The 19,506-nt window shown below is 55.7% G+C and carries 14 protein-coding genes; 4 read left to right on the top strand and 10 right to left on the bottom strand.

Features of this window, described 5'->3' with window-relative positions; translation table 11 throughout:
- The first annotated feature begins 53 nt into the window (after positions 1-53).
- On the top strand, positions 54-1,484 hold the full coding sequence (locus Mal52_RS11985; RefSeq protein ID WP_145376347.1) for a bifunctional 2-methylcitrate dehydratase/aconitate hydratase: 1,431 nt from the start codon (positions 54-56) through the stop codon (positions 1,482-1,484).
- A 143-nt stretch (positions 1,485-1,627) separates the two neighbouring features.
- Entirely contained in the window at positions 1,628-2,086 is a 459-nt protein-coding gene (locus tag Mal52_RS11980; protein WP_145376345.1) for a hypothetical protein, read from the top strand.
- Positions 2,087-2,108: 22 nt separating this feature from the next.
- On the opposite strand, the gene rlmN is transcribed toward Mal52_RS11980, so the two are convergent.
- The gene (gene rlmN / locus Mal52_RS11975; RefSeq protein WP_145376343.1) at positions 2,109-3,170 is read right to left on the bottom strand and encodes a dual-specificity RNA methyltransferase RlmN; all 1,062 of its coding nucleotides are present in this window, start codon (positions 3,168-3,170) and stop codon (positions 2,109-2,111) included.
- 213 nt (positions 3,171-3,383) lie between these two features.
- Here rlmN and Mal52_RS11970 point away from each other — a divergent pair, with 213 nt between their 5' ends.
- A complete protein-coding gene (locus Mal52_RS11970) occupies positions 3,384-6,359 on the top strand; it encodes a PQQ-dependent sugar dehydrogenase (protein WP_145376341.1) in 2,976 nt (991 codons plus the stop codon).
- Here the strand turns inward: Mal52_RS11970 and Mal52_RS11965 are convergent.
- The 7 genes from Mal52_RS11965 to Mal52_RS11935 form a co-directional block, all read right to left on the bottom strand.
- Positions 6,333-6,989, bottom strand: a complete 657-nt coding sequence (locus Mal52_RS11965; RefSeq protein ID WP_145376339.1) for a hypothetical protein — start codon at positions 6,987-6,989, stop codon at positions 6,333-6,335. The two genes, Mal52_RS11970 and Mal52_RS11965, sit on opposite strands and share 27 nt — an antisense overlap.
- 312 nt (positions 6,990-7,301) lie before the next feature.
- Positions 7,302-8,645: a phosphopyruvate hydratase gene (eno, locus tag Mal52_RS11960; protein WP_145376337.1), complete on the bottom strand. Its 1,344-nt coding sequence runs from the start codon at positions 8,643-8,645 to the stop codon at positions 7,302-7,304.
- 441 nt (positions 8,646-9,086) lie between these two features.
- Positions 9,087-10,115: a phosphotransferase family protein gene (locus tag Mal52_RS11955; RefSeq protein WP_145376335.1), complete on the bottom strand. Its 1,029-nt coding sequence runs from the start codon at positions 10,113-10,115 to the stop codon at positions 9,087-9,089.
- Between the two features lie 86 nt (positions 10,116-10,201).
- A complete protein-coding gene (locus Mal52_RS11950) occupies positions 10,202-10,705 on the bottom strand; it encodes a ribosomal protein L7/L12 (protein WP_145376333.1) in 504 nt (167 codons plus the stop codon).
- Positions 10,706-10,745: 40 nt separating this feature from the next.
- Complete coding sequence (locus Mal52_RS11945) at positions 10,746-11,378, bottom strand: gamma carbonic anhydrase family protein (protein ID WP_145376331.1); 633 nt, start codon at positions 11,376-11,378, stop codon at positions 10,746-10,748.
- A 92-nt stretch (positions 11,379-11,470) separates the two neighbouring features.
- Entirely contained in the window at positions 11,471-12,319 is an 849-nt protein-coding gene (locus Mal52_RS11940) for an amidohydrolase family protein (protein ID WP_145376329.1), read from the bottom strand.
- A gap of 180 nt (positions 12,320-12,499) precedes the next feature.
- The gene (locus tag Mal52_RS11935; RefSeq protein WP_197534848.1) at positions 12,500-14,302 is read right to left on the bottom strand and encodes a DUF8034 domain-containing protein; all 1,803 of its coding nucleotides are present in this window, start codon (positions 14,300-14,302) and stop codon (positions 12,500-12,502) included.
- Between the two features lie 411 nt (positions 14,303-14,713).
- Between Mal52_RS11935 and Mal52_RS11930 the strand changes: the two genes are divergently transcribed.
- Entirely contained in the window at positions 14,714-15,964 is a 1,251-nt protein-coding gene (locus tag Mal52_RS11930; RefSeq protein WP_145376327.1) for an exo-alpha-sialidase, read from the top strand.
- 204 nt (positions 15,965-16,168) lie between these two features.
- Here Mal52_RS11930 and Mal52_RS11925 read toward each other — a convergent pair whose 3' ends face one another.
- Positions 16,169-17,185, bottom strand: a complete 1,017-nt coding sequence (locus Mal52_RS11925; RefSeq protein WP_145376325.1) for an ABC transporter ATP-binding protein — start codon at positions 17,183-17,185, stop codon at positions 16,169-16,171.
- Positions 17,186-17,337: 152 nt separating this feature from the next.
- Positions 17,338-19,473 carry a carboxy terminal-processing peptidase gene (locus Mal52_RS11920; protein WP_231962629.1) on the bottom strand — a complete coding sequence of 712 codons (2,136 nt, stop codon included), beginning with the start codon at positions 19,471-19,473 and terminating at the stop codon, positions 17,338-17,340.
- Positions 19,474-19,506: the final 33 nt, after the last annotated feature.

Here is a 19,506-nt window from a genome sequence, read left to right as displayed (position 1 = left end):
TCGCGCTCCCAGGCAGTGGCTTGAGAATCCTGGATAGATTTCAGTAGGAAAACATGAGCGACAGAATTCAGGTGACGGAACAGGTGCCCGACCAGCTACTGGTTGAGATTGCGGAGTATGCGGCGGAAGCGGCGATTGCGAGCGATCTGGCCTATGACACCGCGCGGTGGTGTTTGATGGACAGTATCGGGTGCGGACTGTTGGCGCTGAATTATCCAGCTTGCGAAAAGATGCTGGGGCCGGTGGTGCCGGGTGCGGAGATGCCCGGCGGGGCGCGGGTCTTGGGGACGGCTTACGAATTGGATCCGGTGGCTGCTGCGTTTAATAACGGGTGTTTGATTCGCTGGTTGGATTTTAATGACACTTGGCTAGCGGCGGAGTGGGGGCATCCTTCGGACAACTTGGGGGCGATCTTGGCCTGCGCGGATTATCTGAATCGCGCGGGGAAGCAAAAACTGACGGTGCGCGATATCTTGACGGCGATGATCAAGGCGCATGAGATTCAAGGAGTCTTGGCGCTAACCAATTCGTTCAACCGCGTGGGATTGGATCACGTGCTGTTGGTTCGTGTCGCCAGTACGGCTGTCGCGGCGAAGATGTTGGGGGCAACCAAACAACAGATCGTCAATGCTGTGTCGCACGCCTGGATCGACGGAGGCGCGCTGCGGACGTATCGGCATGCCCCGAATACCGGCTCGCGCAAAAGTTGGGCCGCTGGCGATGCGACCAGTCGGGCGGTGCGGTTGGCGTTGATTTCCTTGACCGGTGAAATGGGGTATGCCACAGCGCTCTCGGCTCCGACATGGGGATTTCAAGATGTGTTGTTCAAGGGCGCACCGATTGAACTTTCGCAGCCGCTGGGAAGTTACGTGATGGAGAACGTGTTGTTCAAAATCTCATTTCCGGCGGAGTTTCACGCGCAAACGGCGGTCGAGGCGGCCGTCACATTGCATCCGCAAGTCAAAGATCGCTTGGATGAGATTCAGCAGATCCGCATCGAGACACACGAATCGGCGGTGCGGATTATCGACAAGACCGGCCCGTTGAATAATCCGGCGGATCGTGACCACTGTTTGCAGTACATGACCGCGGTGCCGCTGATTCGTGGAACGCTGACCGCCGACGATTACGAGGACGCCGCCGCAGCGGATCCACGGATTGATCAGTTGCGCGAGCGGATGGAAGTCGTCGAGGTCCCGGCGTATACGCGGGATTATCTTGATTCCGAGAAACGGTCGATCGCCAATGCGGTGCAGGTATTTTTCACCGATGGGACGTCGACTGAGCGTGTGGAGGTGGAGTACCCCATCGGGCATCGCCGCCGCCGTGAGCAAGGGATGCCGCTGTTGGAGCAAAAGTTCCAAGATAACATGGCAACGCAATTCGACAGCACACGTTGCGCGTCAGTGATGGCGGCGTTCGCTGAGCCGGCGCAGTTGGATGCCTTGCCGGCGGATCAATTCATGGAATTGTTTGTGGTCTAAACAAGAGCGCAGATTTCAGAAGAGCGCTCTTTTCCCCTGCGGGGAATTCGCGTAGACTCCCGCCTCTCTCACATCCCCCAAAGTCAACACATCTCTCAAAATGAGATCAGGCTGCGCGTCGCCTGACTCGGAGGTAAAGTCACATGGCAACATTGTTTCCATGCTTGAAGCGTTCCGTACAGATGTTCTTGGTATTTATCACGGTAGCCGCGATCTGTGGCTGCGAATCGTTTGATACCACTCCGATCCAACAGATGTTTGCAACAACACCTGAGATCACGCATGAAGAAGAAACCGCTCATCGCGAACGTTTTCAGCATTCTCGTGATCCGGAAGCGCTGCAGTGGTTGTTAGCCAATTGTATCGATAACGGGATGACGCGCGCCGAAGTCGATGGAGTGATTGGACAGCCAGGCCGCTTTGAGCCGAACGACCGTTTGCTCAAGACCAATAACAATGCCTATCACACCAGCGATAAAATGTACGCGTACGGGCCGGACAGCAAGAGCCAAACATACTACTTGGTGTTTCGCGACAATCGGTTGGTCGGTTTTGATGCCCAGGATTTTGAGCTAGACGAATTTGGCAGCACGACCTTGTAAGCTGGTCGCCTGAGTCGCGGCTTTATGATTTCAGGTCGACCAATGCGTTGTCGTTGTGCTTGCGGAGGCGTAGTTGTCCGCAGGCGGCATCGATGTCGGCCCCTTTGCGTTTGCGAACGGTGACCGGTACGCCGGCTTCTTGCAGGATTTCCAGGAAACGCTGAATGCGGCGTTCGCTGGGCCTGCGGAAGGAAGACTCAGCGACCGGATTCATGGGAATCAAGTTGACGTGCGCGAATCGCGATTTCAAGAGATTCGCCAACTGCTGCGCGTGCTCCGGAGCATCATTCAGTTTTCCGAGCAAGATGTATTCATACGAAACGCGGCGGCCGACTTTTTCGAAATAGTCATCGGCGGCCCGCAGGACCGCTGCTAAACCGATCCCTTCGTTGACGGGTATGATCTGGCTGCGAAGTTCCTCGTTCGGGGCATGCAACGAGACGGCAAGGTTGTAGGCTTTGCCGCACTCGGCGAGACGACGGATTTTCTCGGGCAGCCCGACTGTTGAAATCGTGATCCTTCGAGCACCAATGCCCATGCCGCCATCGGCCGTAACGTGATCGAGCGCTTGGAGCAGGTTGTCGAGATTGGCAAGTGGCTCGCCAATGCCCATCACCACGATATTGGTGATGCGTTCCTCGGCTGGCAAGAGCTGATCCAAGCGGACGATCTGCTCCGTGATTTCTCCGGCGGAGAGATTGCGTGTGAGCCCCAGCATGCCGCTGGCACAAAACACACAGCCCATCGCGCAGCCGACCTGCGTACTGATACAAATGGTGCGGCGTTTGCCTTCGCGCATCAAAACGCACTCGACCGTACTGCCATCTTGCATCGCGAGCAGCAGTTTTTCGGTCCCGTCACTGGCGACGTTGTGTGCGGTTATTGTGGAGGAGAAAAACTGAAAACTGTCTGCCAATTGCTCGCGTAGTTTCGCGGGCAAATCGCTCATATCGGAGAATGCCATCACCCGCCGCCCAAACGCGCCGTGAAAGATCTGACGGGCACGGTACGGTTTGTGTCCGTGCTCAGTGCACCAATCGGTGAGTTGATCGGGAGTTAAGTCAAACAGCAGTGCGGCGGACATAGCGACGGGGCGCCAATCAGGAAACAGGGCAGGGGATGAATAGGTGACATTGACGATATTAACGTTTTGCCCCCTTGATCACCAGCAATCGTGAAAACAGCGGCGATGATTCGCGTTGAACTTGTGTAGGGGGTTGCTTAAGATCGGATGCACGAACGTTGATGTAACCACGTTCGTGGGAATGACTAAAGCGGCTTCCTGAGAGGAGTATCTATGCGGCTACTCGCGCGCGTTACCTGCTTGATGATGTCTCTGGTTGCTGGGGGAGGCTGGATTGCGTTGTCGGTCGCCGACGATGCTGCGGAAAAATCCCCATCTGCAGAATCGAAACCTGCTGAGCCGGAAAAGCCGTTTGGGCTAACAGAGCGGGTGCCCTGGACGACCTCACGCGTCAAAGGTTCTCCCGAACCTCCACCGCCTTACAAGCTGCAGCGCGAGTATCCGCACCTCAAATTCGATCAACCGATCGCGATGGTGCCTGAGCCGGACAGCAATCGGATTTTTATCTTCGAGGTTGGCGGAAAATTATTGACCTTTGAAGATGACCCAGATGTCTCCGATAGCGTTGCGATCTTTGACATGAAGTGGATCGACAAATCGATCGGTGGTAGTGGCTGGGGGCTGACGCTGCATCCAAACTTTGCGGAGAACGGCTACGCCTATCTTTTCTTGAACGTCACCAAGCGGGACGGTCAGGAGTCAGAACACAATTACATCTACCGGATTCAACTGACGAAGACCAACCCGCCGCAGTTTGTTCGCGGGTCGGAGACGTTGATCGTAAAATGGGCGACGGCCGGTCATGGGGGGGGCGACTTGGCGTTCGGTCCCGACGGCTACCTGTATATCGGGTCAGGGGATGGGACGAGCGGGTCCGACGTCGACAATACCGGACAAGACCTGAGCGATTTCACGGGAAGCATTCTGCGGATTGACGTGGATCATCCGTCTGAGGGAAAAGAATACAGCATCCCGCCGGACAATCCGTTTCTGGACATTGAAGGGGCGATTCCCGAGGCGTGGACCAACGGGCACCGTCAGGTGTGGCGGATGGGTTTTGATCGTGAGACGGGCAACTTGTGGGTCGGGGAGGTGGGCCAGGATCTGTGGGAAATGATCCATCTGATTCGTCGCGGTGGAAATTATGGCTGGAGCATCTACGAAGGTTCGCACCCGTTCATGCTGGAACGCGAAATGGGGCCGGGCAAATTGTACAAGCCGATCGTCGAGCATCCGCACTCGGAAAGCCGTTCGATCACCGGCGGATACGTTTATCGCGCGAAGAAACGGCCGGAGTTTTACGGCATGTATATTTATTGCGATTACGAAACGGGCATCGTCTGGGGATTTCGTTATGAGGACGAACAGGTCAAAGACCACCAGCGGCTGTCCGACTCGACGTATAAAGTCGCGACGTTTGGACATGATCATGATCGCGAACTGTATCTGGTTGCGTTGAGCGGTGAAATCTTTTCCTTGGTGCCGAGCGGCGCGCCGGCGCATGCAGCGGAGGAGTTTCCGCGGAAACTGAGTGAGACCGGTCTGTTTACATCGGTCCCTGAGCAGATCCCAGCGGCGGGGGTGTTGCCCTATTCGGTCAATGCGCCGGCATGGGTGGATGGGGCGCACGTCCAGCGATTCGTAGGAGTCCCGGGAGAGGAACAGATTACGTACGGCGGGCATCGCGGTTGGGAGTTTCCCAACAACACGGTGGCGGCGCAGACATTGTCGTTGGAGATGGAAGCGGGAAATCCAGCGAGCCGGCGTCCGATCGAAACGCGGTTGCTGACGCGGCAAGAGGGGGAATGGATGGCGTATACCTATATGTGGAACGATGCTGGGGACGACGCCGATTTGGTGGGGCGCGACGGCATGGATCGCAAATTTCAAATTCGCGATGCGGCGGAGCCGAAGGGAGTGCGGCAACAGACGTGGCGGTATGCCGCCCGCACGGAGTGTATGGGTTGCCATTCCCGCGCCGCCAAATGGGTCCTGGGGCTGAACACGTTGCAGATGAATCGGGACTACGACTTTGGCGGAGTCACGGATAATCAAATCCGTGCTTGGGACCATATCGGCATGTTTAAGGAATCGCCGAAAAAGTCGATTGAGGAGTTGCCTAAGCTTTCAAACCCATATGACGAATCGGCCGAATTGAATGCCCGTGCACGGTCCTATTTGCACGCCAACTGTTCACACTGCCATGTTTCGGACGGCGGCGGCAATGCGAAGATGGAATTGGAATTCACGAGCGATGAGAAAAAGGCGAACATTTTTAACATCCCGCCGAACCATGGAAACTTCAGCATTGATGACGGCCAGTTGATCGCCAAAGGGGCGCCTGAGCGGTCGGTGATTTTGTATCGCTTATCGAAACTGGGGCAGGGGCGGATGCCGGTTTTGGGGTCGGCGGTCGTGGATGAAGAGGCACTGAAATTGTTTCGGCAATGGGTGGCCGAATTGCCTGCCGAAGGGGATACGACGACCGCTGCCCAGAGTGCCCAGCCTGAGGATTTGAACAGCGATGTGGTCGCCAAACGGACCGCGGCGATTAAGAAGTTGCTCGAAAATGTCAGTGGAGCGATGGTGGCGGTGGGTCTGGTCGATCAGGAGCCACCCGCTTCGCCGCTACGCGGGGAGATCATCGCCGCCGGCGCCGCACACACGAATCCATTAGTGCGGGATTTGTTTGAACGGTTTGTCCCTGAGGAACAGCGTGTGCGTCGTCTGGGGCCGTTGGTTCGTCCGGAGCAAATTCTGGCTCTGACAGGCGATGCGGAGCGAGGGCGGGAGTTGTTTTTCAAGGCGGCCGGTGTGCAGTGTCGCGACTGTCACAAAATCGGCGACGAAGGCCGTGAATTGGGGCCGGAGTTGACGCATGTGGCGAAGGACAAAGACAAGATGAAAATCTTGGATACGATCCTCAACCCGTCGAAGGAGATCCACAAGGATTACGTGAGCTATATCGTCGAAACCAAACGGGGGCAGGTGCATGCCGGATTGTTGGTGGAAAAAACCGAGAACGAAGTGGTGCTCAAGGACAATCAACACGAGTTGATTCGCATTTCCCGCGCGGACATCGAGATTCTGCAGCCGCAGGACAAGTCGCTGATGCCCGAGATGCTGCTGCGAGAGATGACGGCCGAACAGGCGGCGGACCTGTTACAGTTTTTGGTCGAGTTGAAATGACGACGTTTGCGTCAGCGACGGAAAGCGGGGCGTGGCCTGTGGGGCGGATTGTTGCGCCTGTTGACAAGGAATAAATCCTCGCAGGCGACCTTGTTGATAGACCCGTTTGACGAATTCGTCCAATTGCGGTTCGCGACTTGAGGTGTTGGCGGTGGCCTGTTGGTTGACCATCACGTTCAGGTGTGCATCGGCGGCGGGGAGTGGCTCGGTTGCGGTTTGTCCGCGGTTAGAGAGTTGAATCAACAATTGGTCCAACTCAACCTTGGGAATGTCCATCACCCACAGTTCGTCGTTGCAAATCCCACCGGCAAGCGGACTGGCCCCCGAGACGCGGGGCATTTCATCGTCTGGGGCGAGACTCGACAGCCGCAATTTGACTTGGGCCATCTCGGGCACTTCATCGGGGTGCGGGTATTGAATCGAGAGTTGTGCCGATTTCCAAACCGAGTCTTCCACATCCGTTGATTGGTCGGTGCTGTATGCCACAGGGGTGATTTCGCTTTCCCCCGTTAGCAAATTGCGGCAGCAGCCAGCGACATCATAGGAGATGGTGGCGTGCTCGTACGAGGTCATGCTGTTGTCGACGTGGCGTCCCGGCAAGCGGCAACCGCAGACGATGAGACAGACCATCAGGCAGAGAGTGCTCTGCAGAACAGGTTGGATTGCAGTCCGTTGCAATTTCATAAGCGACTTATGCGACGAGCGAAACACCGTCGCCGCATCTTGTAAAAAATAAGAAAGCTGTTCATCAAGGTTTAGGCAAACCGCGTTACTACATATCGATCCATCGTAAAACCCGCCGAAGCGGTCGGTTTGCTACTAGTAAATTTATCGACAAAACTGCTCAATGCATCCATTTAAGACGCATGCCGCAGCGGGAAAATTTCATTTCAAACGCCTGTTGGGCACGATTATATGGCGAGTTTTATCTTGATTCGTGTTTTATGATTTCAGCGCCGAGAAAATTCGGCCTCCCTGGTAGGCATCGTGGCCGACTTGTTCTTCCAGCCGCAAGAGTTGGTTGTACTTCACCAACCGTTCACTGCGGGCGATAGAACCGATCTTAATTTGTCCCGCGGCTGTTGCGACGGCTAGGTCGGCGATGGTGTGATCTTCGGTTTCGCCGCTGCGGGCCGAGACGACCGGCCAGAAGCCATTTTGCAGTGCGAGTCGGAGCGTCTCAAAAGTTTCCCACACGGTGCCGATTTGATTGACCTTAATCAACACGCTGTTTCCGGCGGCAAGCTCTAAGCCTTTTTCCAATCGTCGGCGGTTGGTGACAAACAGGTCGTCGCCAATCAGTTGTGCGCGATCTCCCAATCGCCGCGTCAATTCCTGCCAGCCCTCCCAATCATCTTCTGCCAATCCATCTTCGATGCTGACAATCGGATAGGCACTGACCCATTTTTCTAACAAGTCGATCACGTCCCCGGAGTTGAGACGCTCATCGCCGGTGGCAGCGAGACGATAGTGCGTGCCGTCGTAAAAGTGCGAGGAGGCGACGTCGAGACCGATGGCGACGTCGGTGCCAGGTTTGAGTCCGCAGGCTTCGATGGCTTCGATCACGAGTTCGACCGCTTGGACGTTGGATGTTAACTTGGGACCGTATCCCCCTTCGTCGCCAACCAGGACACCTTCGTATCCCTTTTCGGTGAGCAGTCGGCCTAACCGATGGTAGATGGTGATGATCCATTCCAGTGCTTCACGGTAAGATGTGGCACCGACGGGGAGAATCAAGTAGTCCTGGAAATCCAAATTACGCCCCGCGTGTAGTCCGCCGGAGATCATGTTCACCATGGGCAACGGCATCAATGGCTGCTGCCCTAGAGCGGCTGTCGGTGGCGGGAACTGACCGAGATCGGCGGCGGACTGCCACAGTTGGGCGAAATGTTTCCAGAGAGGAAGTTGCTGAGCCTCGGCAGCGGCATGGGCGGCGGCAAGTGAAACGCCCAAGATGGCGTTGGCGCCGAGACGCGATTTGTTTTCCGTTCCGTCGAGGTCGCACAGCGCGCGATCGATCGATTGTTGATCCGCGGCATCCATGCCGGTCAAAGCGGCGGCGATTTCGTGGTTCACATGGCTGACCGCTTGCAACACGCCGTTGCCGCCGAAGCGATTCGTGTCGCCATCGCGCAGTTCACAGGCTTCGAAGCGGCCCGTACTGGCGCCGCTGGGAACGATCGCCCGCCCCGCACGACTGTCGGCACAACGGATTTCCACTTCAATGGTCGGTTTCCCGCGGCTGTCGAAGACTTCGCGGGCGTGGATCTGTTCGATTTTGGGCATGGGTGGGGTTTGAGGCTTGAGGAGACAGGCTTGAGGTTTTTTGCTGTGTTGGTTTGTACTACGTGAATCGTTGCGATGAGGCATCCAACGGTAAGAATCGCAGGCAAGTACTAGCCACAGAGGCAAGTACTAGCCACAGAGGCCACAGAGTTCACAGAGAGATCTATTCAACCTCGATAACTGCTCACTATAGCTTTTCTCGGTGTTCTCGGTGTTCTCGGTGTTCTCTGTGGCCTCTGTGGCCTCTGTGGCCTCTGTGGCTTTTTGTTTTCTAAAACTTGGTTGCGGCATGATCGCGCTGTGAACTCCGCGGCAATAATTCTTTCGTCTATGCGTGTGCAGCGATTTGTTTCATCGGGAGTGACCGTTCGTCCTACATCGAAAGTTGCGTCGCGACGCATCCTACGTTGGGGTTTACCGTAACGGTGAGGGTGGGGGGCTTCAAGGTTGATGGGTTTGTGTGCGTAGGTCTTGGATCGCTTGCTCCCAGGTTTCAGGGGGACTGAGCAGTAATTGGCGGCTGAAATTGCGGACGATGTTTTTTTCTCGTTCGTTGGGCAGGTAGTTGACCGGGCTGGTGGCGTCGATTCTGGACCACATGCAACTGGCGAGGTGGGCGAATGTGCGGCGGCGGAGTTCGTGCGGTGCGAATGCGGTTGCCTTCAGCGGTTGGATTCCGGCGAGATATGTTTTCCAAAATTCGTGGGTCAGGTCGGCATAATCATCGAAACGATCCGCGTGTAATACGGTCTTGAGCAGTAAATGGCTGAGGAAGAAACCCAGGTCAAAAGCGGGATCGCCGCGATGCCCGGTTTCGAAGTCGACGAGGGCAATGCCAGTCGGTGTGATCAAAATGTTCTTGGGGCTGAAATCGCCTAGTACCAGACAGATCGGCGTGGCGGCCATTTCTTCGATCATGGATTCGATCGCGGGACGGACGTCGGCGAATTGGTTTGCCAAATGTCGATAAAACGGATCGACTCGTAACTCGTTAAACACCGTTTGATCGCGCAGCATCTCCGTCAGCTCTGCACGCTGAGAGGTTTCGCGGTGGATTGCAGCCAAATAGGTGCCGAGTTTCGCAGCGACTGAGAGGTCGACTTGTCCGTCGAGCAACTGCTGTTTCCAGACGGCGTGGTTGGCGTCGACGGCTTGCATGGCAAACCAGAAATTGTCGCGGTCTTCGATTACGATTTGCGGGACGATGCCGGTGGGCAAGAAGCGGTCCAAGATTCGCATCACGTCAGTTTCGCGGTGAATCCGGTCCATGCGACTGAACCAAGGAACGTCGGTCCGCAATTGTGGGCGGGATTGTTTGATCACCCAATCGTCGCCAGAGGGGCGATTGATGCGCATCACAATATTCGAGACCCCGCCAGATAACTCGGTGGCCGTCGCAGATTCCTGGGGGGCCAGGTGTCCGGCTGACTTGAGGTAGGAAACGACGTTCTCGGCGTTGAGGTCGATCATTATTCAGCGGTGTTTTTGCCTGTCACGCGGTTTGCACTGGCGGGCAAGCCGCCAGTGGCACCCTTTTTCGGGAGGGGGCGAGTGGGTTAGGTCAGCAGATAGCCGGCTGTGGCGGTGAGCGTTAGGCCGAGGATGAGCAGGCTTAAGCAACCGCCACTCTTGCCGGCGGCTTCGATGCCGTGTTCGCGGGCCAGGGTATCGACGGCCAATTTGGCATCGCGGAGGCCGCCGCCGACTTGATCGATATACAGCTTGATGGCCTCGATTTTGCGACCTTCGTGCAGCAGGGCGACGATGTCTTGATCAATCGAGGAGGATATTTGCGGGCGGGGAGCGACCGGGGGCGGGGTTTCGCCGCGGAGCAGGGCTTCGACAGCGTTCTTGGCTTCGACGAGGCCGCAGCCGGTCTGTTCGCGATACAGTTTGATCGCCTCGATTTTATTTCCTTCAGCCACCAACTGGTGCACCCGGTCTTGGATTCGACCATCGGCGGCGGCCGCGTCGCTATCGAGGGTAAGCTGCATCCCACAGCTTTCGCATTCCCTGGCCAGCGGCGGATTGGCGTGTTCGCAGATGCTGCATTTTGTCATGGTTGGATCCCGAGTGAGTGCGTACGTCTGAGTCTTGAGTTCAAATGCCTGCGTCTTTGGTGATCGCCTCGATATGCGCACGGCCGAAGCGGGCGAGGTGGATGGCGGTGTTGTTGACGTAATGTTGATAGGTGCGAGCGAGGCGGGCGCGTTGGTTTTCGTCCAGTTCTTTGATTTGACGCGCCGGACAACCCGCCCACAGGGTGTGCGGGGGGACTTGTGTGCCTTCCATCACAACGGCGCCGGCGGCTATCAAGGCGCCTTCGCCGATCACGCAACGGCTGAGGACCTTGGCGCCGATGGCAATCAATGCGCCGTCACCCACGACCGAGGCGTGCACGATCGCCATATGGCCCACGGTGACGCGATCGCCCAGGATGCAGGGGTAATCGGGGTCGATGTGCAGCACCGAACCATCTTGAACGTTGGTGTCTTCGCCGAGTTCGATGTATTCATTGTCGCCGCGAAGCACGCAGTTGTACCAAACAGAACTACGGGCTTTCATGCGGACGCGTCCCATGACGACCGCGCCCGGCGCAACCCAGGCGGTTTCGTCGATGCGAGGGGCGGCGTGTAGAGCATCCCAATGACAATGTACGTCAGGGAAGGGGATCGGCGGTTCGGGCGGCAGTGGGCCGCTCGGCCAATCGTCATAGTTGTGGGAGTTGGTCATTGGATGGTGGATTGAGGATCGTCGTGGATGAGAAGTCGGCGAATGTGTCTGCGACCATTGTGAAGCCGCTCCACATTTTCCGCAATCCGGATTCACGTGATTCCCAACAAACTAAAACTATCGCGATAAATCATCTGCTCGATCTGTTCAGTCTCCAATCGTGGCAGTGCGGTGCCGACGAGCATATCGTTCAATTTGCGCAGCCCCTCCACAGTGGCATTGACCGTTGTGAAGGGATAGTCGGTTCCGAAGAGGACTTTGTCCCACACTCCGTATTCCTGCACCAGCATCAAACTGTGGTACAACTGAAAAGGGCGGTAGTGCAGGGCGCTGATGTCGGCATAGACATTGGGATGCTTGCGAATCACGGCAACGCATTCCCCCTCATAAGGATGCCCGAGATGCGCCATTACGATGGGGACGTTGGGAAAACGAGCGGCGACGTTGTCCACATGCCGCGGCAAGGTGCATTCCAAGGGGGCCTGGGCAATAAAAGTCGTTCCGGTATGCAACAACACCGGCAGTTTTCTTTCGCCGGCATACTCCCAAAGCGGATCGAGTATTTTGTCATCGGGGAAAAACCCGGCGTACATCGGCAGCAGTTTGATTCCCTTCAATCCCAACTGCTCGATACCGTTGTGCATTTCGGTTTTCCAGGAGGGTTGCGTAGGGTCGATCGATGCAAACCCCACGACATTATCGCCGTGCCGTTCGGCGTAATTGGCAACGTAACGGTCATCGACCCAGAGTCCACTGAGTTGGGCTTTGCCGCCGAAGACGACGGTGCGGACCTCTGCGGGAGCCGTCGCGCGGTAATCTTCGTACCGAACCGTCAAATCGAGCGTCTCGCCCGGTTTGGCGCGGCGTTGCGCTTGTTCGCGAAAATCGTCGCCAAAATGATCGGGATAGGCCCAGGCGTGGCTATGGATGTCGAAGATCATAAGTTCGCTGTCCCCTGAGGTTATATTTGCATTAGGAGCGGATGATTACTTCGGGTTCCTAATTCCAATTCATGACATAGACATGGATTGTTCGCGAGCGTCTCACTCAGCGAAGCGGAGCTTCGTGAAATTGCGTTCCCAAGTAGAGCTTGGGAACGAGTAAAAAACCTGCGTCGAATATCAGCGGTTCCAAGGAAAGGACATGGTTGGTCGGTTGACGTGCCGTTGCATGTGCAGCGTTAAAGTCTCGCCGGCACCGGGGGCAAGTTTGACGGTGAACGTGGGGGCGTCGACGTTTGTGGTTTCGTCCGCGCGTTCTACGGAGGAGAATTGGTGTTCACCGTATCCGCCTGCTTGCACGGTGACGGTGCGCGAATCTTGTTGGTTGATATTCACGAGTGTGACGACCGTCATGTCATCGGTCATTTTCGTGACCAATGCCGCAACGTCTTCGGGAAGTCCCGCACGGCGGGCGATGGGATCGAAATAGCGCAGCCGCGCGAATAATGCCGCACCGCGTCGCTCGACGAGCCATCCCCCTTGTGTCAGTTGCAGTAAGGTGCGAACGCGGGCTGGGTTGAACTGCATGGGGTCGTCGGCCAATCGTGTATCGGGAGTGGTTGTGTCGTCGCGCATGCCTTCGATTTTGCGGCGCAGTATTTCGAAATCGGCGCGTAATGCGTTTTCGGGATAGTCGGGATCTTTGCCGTCGAGAAAATCAAACCAACCGGTTTGGGGAGCGCGGCGACGATCTTCGGGATCCATGGAGAGAAAATAGATTTCCCGCGCGTTGTACTCGTACGGCTGCGGCACATAGCTGTACCAACCCTCGTCACCGTACATGCGGGGGTACATGGCTTGTCCGTTGATGATTTTTTTCTGCGCATTGATCACGTCCGCCTGTTTGCGCCAAGCTTGTAGATAACGGTCGTCGCCGGTGAGCAGATACGCGTTCATAAAACCTACGAAGCCCCAATACTGCCGATTGCGGTCCGCTAGTTTTCCGGTTTGCGGGACCACCACTGTAAAGCCCCAGCCGTAGGTTCCACCGTACCATTTGCCGTCGGCGGCTCCGCCGATGGTGCCGTCGAGGCCGATGTTGCTGGGAATCACGCCGCCATTTTGATCCATCCGTTGCAGCCAGGCATCGACATAGTCCAACAGCCAGGTGCGGTATTTTTCTTCGCCGGTGAGCATATAAGCATTCAGGGCCAACGTGGTGGATATCAAATTGAGCGGATGGTCGCCGACGACGTCGTTGTAATTTTTGAAGTGGGCCACCATTTCCTCGTAATTGCGTTCGCCATGCCCCAATCCGAAACGGTTTTCGACTTCGATCGGATCGCCCGCCCAATCCAATCCGGTCGCTTTACGCATCAACGGTCCACGACTGCCGTTGATCATGCTGCGAATGACTTTGTGCTTCGGATCGTAATTCGGCGCACCGGGATCTTCGTTCATATAAAACCCGGCAAACCGCCGCACGCGCTGGCCGAAGTCGATATCTTCGGGATCGGAAAGTCCCTGCAGATTAAAAACCGAAATGCCTTCTCCGTTATGTTGCCAGTCGAACATCACGGGAAATTCCTTGTAGTACATCCCGTCGCGGGCGAAGGGGACCTCGGTGGTTTTGGCGGCAGTGTATTGCCGCAGGTGTCCCTCCCAAGCTTTTTTGTACATCCGCAGCACGTTGTCCGATGCACCCATAGCGTGCAGGATTGGCCAGCCGTTGCAGTTTTCAATAGCGTCATCCGGCCCATCGTCACCGCCCCAGCGCTCGACGCAGAGCAGGTACCCGCGTTCGTCGAAATACTTCTCAAAAAACTCTGCGCACGCATCCGCTTGGGCGCGTAGCAGTTGGCGTTCCAGCAAAGCCCAGTTGGGGGGCGGCATCGGGGAGTCGATGGTAACGACGGCGTCAGCAGCGCAGGTCGTTGAAACAAAGGACAAGACGGCGATGAGAACGAACAGCCAACGTTGCATGGGGTATTCTCCAGAAGTGGAATCGAGTTGTGCCCTGCATTTTCAATACAGGCCGGTGCGCGGAGTGTCAACACTCTGGAGAGAAACTTGTTCATGCTGGGGTGTTGTGTAGGCTTGATTTTAGGAAAAATAAGACTCGCGCAGAGACGCTGAGGCGCAGAGAAAAAGAGAAGTAATAAATGAAAGGGGCGTTCATGATGTCGATTCATGTGGAGCGTCAAGTGATGTGATTTTGACTTCAGAAAATGTGGTGGCATTCGTTTTGACCTGCATCACATTTCTTTGCGCCTTCGCGTCTATGCGCGAGGTATTTTTTTTACGCAGGCGCGAATGCGGGGATTGTGATGGGGGGATGGGGCTGGTACGTTGTTAAACGGGAAAATGATCACTTTGTTTACAAGGAATCGATTGATGTTTGAGCGGCGACGTTTTTTGCAGACATCTTTGTGTGCCGGAATTTCTTATCTGACCTACGGCGGTGTTGCCGGTGCGGACGAGGCAGCCGTGGATGCGGCGCCTGATTATCGTTTGACGCGAGATGTGCCGACGAAGTTGTTTGATGGCAAACGGTGCTGGAGTCACCCCCGTGCGGGGATTGTGCGGGGAGCAGGGCGGGGAGGGGATCCGCGCGTCGTGATGACGATGAACACGTTGGACTTGTCTGGCAGCGACGTGTTCAAAGGGGTGTTTGGAATGCAGACCGACGACTTGGGCAAGTCGTGGACCGCGGCTGCGGAAATGGAGACGCTCGCCCCGCGAATCGAGGACATCAATGGGCAGGAGCGGCCGGTGGCGCTCAGTGATTTTTGGCCGAAGTTGCATGCTAAAACTAAAACCTTACTGGGGACCGGACACACAGTCGTCTACACACCCGAATGGAAAGTCACACGGCCTCGTCCACGGCATACGGCCTATGCGGTGTATGACCCTAAGCAGAGTCAGTGGAAGACTTGGCGGAAGATGGACCTATCGCATGATGAAAAATTCAACGACGCTGGAGCCGGTTGTACGCAGCGGTTTGATCTGGCGGACGGGACAATTCTCTTGCCGTTGTATTTTGTGCCCGCCGGCAAGAACTCGCATGTCACCATCGCACGGTGTGGTTTTGACGGCACGACCCTTACGTACCTGGAGAACGGTACGGAATTGTATATCGACGACAAAACGCGGGGCTTGCACGAACCCTCCTTGACGCGATTTGACGGCAAATACTTTTTGACGATCCGCAACGACAAACGCGGCTTCATCACGCGAAGCGACGACGGACAGCAGTTTGAGCCGATCCAGGAATGGCGGTTCGACGATGGTCAGCCGTTAGGTAATTACAACACGCAGCAACATTGGGTGACGCACAGCGACGGATTGTTTTTGGTGTATACCCGTCGCGGAGCGAATAACGACCATGTCTTTCGGCACCGTGCCCCGTTGTTCATGGCACAAGTCGACCCGGAGCGGTTACGGGTGATTCGCGAGACAGAGCGGGTCTTGGTTCCCGAGCGGGGCGCACGGCTGGGGAATTTTGGTGTTACGGACATCAGCCCGGACGAGACCTGGGTGACCGTCAGCGAATGGATGCAGCCCAAGGGGGTGGAGAAACATGGCAGCGACGGGAGTGTTTATGTCGCGCGGATACACTGGGCGAAGCCGAATGGACTGGTGTAATTAGCAAACGCTCAGTGTAGGGCAGGCTCCCGCCTGCCGCTCGGATCGCGTTACGTCCATGGAAGTCACGTCACATGGAACCCACGGCAGGCGGGAGCCTGCCCTACGGTTGGTTGGATGCGTACTTCGTTTGGTGAGCTGCTCTTGGTATCGCACTGGCGGACGAGCCGCCAGTGGCACCCGAACTACAGTCGATGTAATCGGCTATGCGGAGCCGGTTGGCATAGCGGCTGGTTCTTTTTCATCCGTCGTGGCGGTGAACATTTCAGCGATCACCTCTTCCAAGGGGCGATCGCTGACGCTGACGTCTTCGATCGAGTACCGTGACAGCAAGGTGGTGAGGACGACGGGAATTTTTGCGCGGAGGACTTTGATTTTGACCCGTGGCGGCTTTTCGTCGAAGACTTCGCCGAATTCGGCCAAATCGGAAGGAATGGTTGTGCCGGAGAATTGTAGTTCGATCACCTTATGCGTGCTGAAGCGATCGACGATTTCCTCGAGCGGGCCGTCGTGCTTGATCACTCCTTCGTTGATGATCACTGCTCGTTTGCACAGGGCCTCCACATCCTTCATGTAGTGGCTTGTAAGCAGGACAGTCAACTTGCGCTCGTCCTGATAGAATTTGAGGAACTCTTGCACCTTCCGCTGCGATATCACGTCGAGGCCGATGGTTGGTTCGTCTAATAGAAGCACGTCGGGGCCGTGCAGTAGAGCGGCGATGAGTTCTAACCGCATCCGTTCGCCCAAGGAGAGTTCGCGGACCGGTTGGCCGACGAGGTCGCGGACTTGCAACAGATCGGTCAATTCGTCCAGACGATTTTTAAACACGTCCGGTTCGATGCGATAGATTTCTTTGTGCAGCTGAAACGACTCTTGCGCTGGCAGATCCCACCAGAGTTGGTTCTTTTGGCCCATCACCAGCGAAAAACGTCGGCGGTAGGCATTATCTCGTTGCCAAGGGACATAGCCCAGTACCGTAGCCGTTCCAGCAGTGGGAAAAATCAGCCCGGACAGCAGTTTCAGCGTGGTCGTTTTTCCTGCGCCGTTGGGGCCCAAGAAGGCGACCATTTCACCCTGGTCGATGCGAAAACTGACGTTTTCGACGGCATGGACTTCTTTGAATTCGCGGTGAAACAGCCCTTTGACCGATGCAAAAAGGCCCTCGCGCTTACGGTAAACGCGATAGATTTTTGTCAGGTTGTCAGCTTCGATGGCAATCATGCCGGTATCTTAGAAAGTCGAGAGGACAACGTCGAGTGGCGCGAGATATTTTGAAAGAATCTGCAGCCTGTCGGCGCGTAGAAAAAGGAGGCGGTTCAATTCGAAACCACCTCCTTTTTTAGGGTGAGCGTCAGCAAGTTCTGCTGGACAGATTAGCGTGCTTTGGCGGTTGTGCCTTTGTGCAGCAAATCGATGTAGTCCAGCATAATGGCCAGCACTTCGTTGTTGTAATGTTTGTCGGGGAAAATTTCCTTGGGTTTATTTTCACCCGGTTTTTTCTCGGTATCGTCTTTTTCTTCGTCCTTGTCCGCTTTGCTTTCCTCGCGTTCACGCCGCATCTCTTCTTCGTTGAGGCTAACCGTCTTACGGTTTTTACGTTTCAGGTAGCGACTGATGACGCGTTCATCGCGTTGGAATCCCTTGTCCGCTAGGACGCGTTTTTGGCTATCCTTTTTCAGTGCGGAGATAATTTCAGGATTGACCGCTGCAGTCGCGGCATAGTCTGCTGGACTGACTTGGTCGAACTCCAGGGCATTGTCCAAAAATGATTCGCCGATGTCGAAGTGGTCGATCAGCGACGGGAGCGACACATCGGTTGTGACGCCGCGGTTTTGCGTGCTATCGCCGTTCACGCGATAGAATTGTTGAATCGTAATTTTCAAAGCACCGCCGGTCGGTTCTGATTTGTTGAGCCGGAATTCCGTATCAACAGGCCGTACGCTTTGGACCGTACCTTTACCGTGCGTTGTGGTATCACCGACGAGGATTCCCCGTTTGTAATCTTTGATCACACCGGCAAAAATCTCGGAGGCGGAGGCGGACAAACGATTGGTGATCACCATCAATGGTCCGCTGTAAGCGACACCTGATGTTTCATCGTCCAGTGCTTCGACGCGTCCTGTTGACGATTTGACCTGCACAACGGGACCATCATCGATGAACAATCCGGAAACGTCGATCGCTTCGATCAATGCACCGCCGCCGTTATTTCGCAAGTCAATAATGATGCCATCGACGCCGCCTTGTGAAGCGAACGATCGCAGCACCTTTTTGACATCGGTGGCGGTACTTGACGCATCAGCAACGCCATTTTGGGCAGCGTCGAAGTCTCGATAGAATGAGGGGATATTGATCACGCCGATTTTTTCACGGCGACCTTCGATACGTTTTCCAGTATCGATAATTTCACCCGTCACGCGTGAAGATTTCAGTTCGATGACTTGGCGGGTCAGGTCGTAGATTTTCGTTTCGCTGCCGTCAGCCGGTTTGACTTGCAGCCGGACCACGGTCCCTTTGGGGCCGCGAATCATTTTGACGACTTTGGAGAGTTTCATTTCCACGACGTCGGTGATTTCGCCATCCTCACCTTGCCCGACACCAATGATTTTGTCTCCCTCTTTCAAGCGACCGTCCGCGTCCGCAGCGCCACCGGGGACAACCTCCGCAACAACCGTGTATCCGTCGGTCACCCGCAGTGCGGCACCGATTCCTTGCAACTTCAGTCGCATCGCGATCTGGAACTCTTCCAGCGTCGAGGCGGACATGTAGCTTGAGTGCGGATCAAAGGTGGTCGTCAGAGCGGTCAGGAACATTTCCAAGATCTGTTCCGGCTCGGTCTGCTTGGTCATCGTGACGATATTGGCGTAACGTTTGTGGAGACGTTTTTTGGCCTCTGCCAAAGTTTTGGCGGGGGCATCTTCGTCGTCCCGTTTCACTGCGCCGGCATCCTCGGCCACTTTGTCGGCATCGGCGTCGTCGCCCAATTTCAGGACCAGCAAGTCATACTTGATTTGCTTGCGCCAACGTTCGTCGAGTTCTGCTTCGGTGGCCCAGTCCGTTTCTTTGGCATCGACCACCATTTCTTCGTCGGCATTGAAATCGTGCTCACTGTCGATCAGCACTTGAGCTTTTTTAATCCGCTCCAATAGCCGATGCGTGAAAAGTTTGTAGGTTGTGAATGCAAAGCTGACATCGCCGGCTTTGATCTCGTCATCCAAGGATTTGGATTTTTGGCGCAACAGTTCGACATCGGCCTTGGTGAAATACAATTTCCGCGGATCGAGATCTTTTAGATAGCGTTCCAAGAATTTCTCAGAGACGTCATCGTCGATCGACTGATGGCTGATGTGAAAGCGTTCGACCATTTTCGCCACCAGCATCGCGACCCGCGTCTGCCCTTGGGGTGCTTCTTTGAGGCGAGACGCCCCATAAGCCGTGGCGACCAGTAAGGCGACAGCCAGCGAGAATTTGATTACAACGCGATATGGCGATTTTAAGTTCATGGGCATCACACAATTTGTCCGTGGCGATGAATGAATAGG

Source organism: Symmachiella dynata (assembly GCF_007747995.1).
In the GTDB taxonomy this organism is placed as follows: domain Bacteria; phylum Planctomycetota; class Planctomycetia; order Planctomycetales; family Planctomycetaceae; genus Symmachiella; species Symmachiella dynata.
Note: the sequence above shows the minus strand (reverse complement) of the source record. Positions and strands in the feature narration are given on the sequence as shown.